Below are 538 nucleotides of genomic sequence, written 5' to 3'. Positions count from 1 at the left end.
GTGAACCTGACCGCGACGTCCACCGTCGCCGAAGGCGGCACCGTGGTTTACACCGCGTCCGTGTCCGCTCCAGTCACCGGTTCGCCGGTGGTCGTGACCCTGTCGAACGGCCAGACCATCACCATCCCGGTCGGCTCGAGCAGTGCCAGTGTCAACTTCACCGCACCGAACGATGCCCTGACCGGTGGTGGCTCCCTGAGCGTCAAAATCGACGATGCCAAGGGCGGTAACTACGAGAAGCTGGAAGTCGATGGCAAGTCAGCCGACACCTCGGTTACCGACACGGCAGACACTACCACCCTCAGCCTGAGCGCTACTGACTCCGTGGCAGAAGGCGGCTCCATTGTTTACACCGCCACCCTGAGCAATGCGGCCGGTACGCCGGTCACTGTGACCTTGTCGAACGGCGCGGTGATCACCATCGCCGCCGGTGCCACCAGCGGCTCCGTGACCGTCGATGCACCGAAGGACGACGTCTACAAAGACGCCGGCCAAGTCGAGGTGACGATCAAAGATGCCGCCGGCGGCAACTTTGAAA

Annotated in this window: 1 protein-coding gene; it reads left to right on the top strand. The window is 63.2% G+C overall.

From position 1 onward, the window contains the following. Positions 1-538: immunoglobulin-like domain-containing protein (locus AACY49_RS30260; RefSeq protein WP_339527928.1), on the top strand; the 538-nt coding region annotated here is incomplete at both ends.

The sequence above is a fragment of the Pseudomonas sp. EL_65y_Pfl2_R96 genome (assembly GCF_963970905.1).
Classification (GTDB): domain Bacteria; phylum Pseudomonadota; class Gammaproteobacteria; order Pseudomonadales; family Pseudomonadaceae; genus Aquipseudomonas.
The sequence above is the reverse complement of the archived record's forward strand: the minus strand, read 5'-3'. Positions and strand labels throughout refer to the sequence as shown.